Here is a 488-nt window from a genome sequence, read left to right as displayed (position 1 = left end):
GACGTGGACCGTCGCTTCTCCGAGCAGGACCGCCGTCTCGACCGGATGGGCGCGATGAGTTCGGCGATGCTGAACATGGCGATCAACGCCGCCGGCAGCCGCAGTCCGCGTGGACGGGTCGCCGTGGGCGCGGGTTGGCAGAACGGCGAGAACGCCCTGTCCGTGGGCTACTCGAAGCCGATCGGCGAACGCGCGTCCTTCAGCATCGGTGGTGCGTTCAGTGGCGACGAGAAGTCGGCCGGCGTGGGCTTCGGTATCGACCTGTAACCCGGTTGTCGCAACGAAGAAGGGCCCGGCAATGCCGGGCCCTTTCTTTTTTGCGGAAGGCCAGTCGTCAGTCGCAGGCCATGCGGCCCGAGGGCAGCACGCGCGGATTGCCCATCGCGAAATGCGTCACCGGCCGTTCCCACATCTCGAACGACGAGATGCCCGGCGTGACGCCGCAACTGCTGGTGTAGGTGAAGGTCTCGCCATCCGTCGACACGTAC

At 66.4% G+C, this 488-nt stretch carries 1 protein-coding gene; it reads left to right on the top strand.

Going from position 1 to position 488, the window contains the following annotated elements; genetic code table 11:
• The coding region (locus IB237_RS26175) for a YadA-like family protein (protein WP_192491680.1) at positions 1-267 on the top strand (267 nt) is incomplete at its 5' end.
• Positions 268-488 lie beyond the last annotated feature (221 nt).

Origin of the sequence: Agrobacterium sp. AGB01, assembly GCF_014851585.1 — a bacterium.
GTDB lineage: Bacteria > Pseudomonadota > Alphaproteobacteria > Rhizobiales > Rhizobiaceae > Agrobacterium.
The sequence above is the reverse complement of the archived record's forward strand: the minus strand, read 5'-3'. Positions and strand labels throughout refer to the sequence as shown.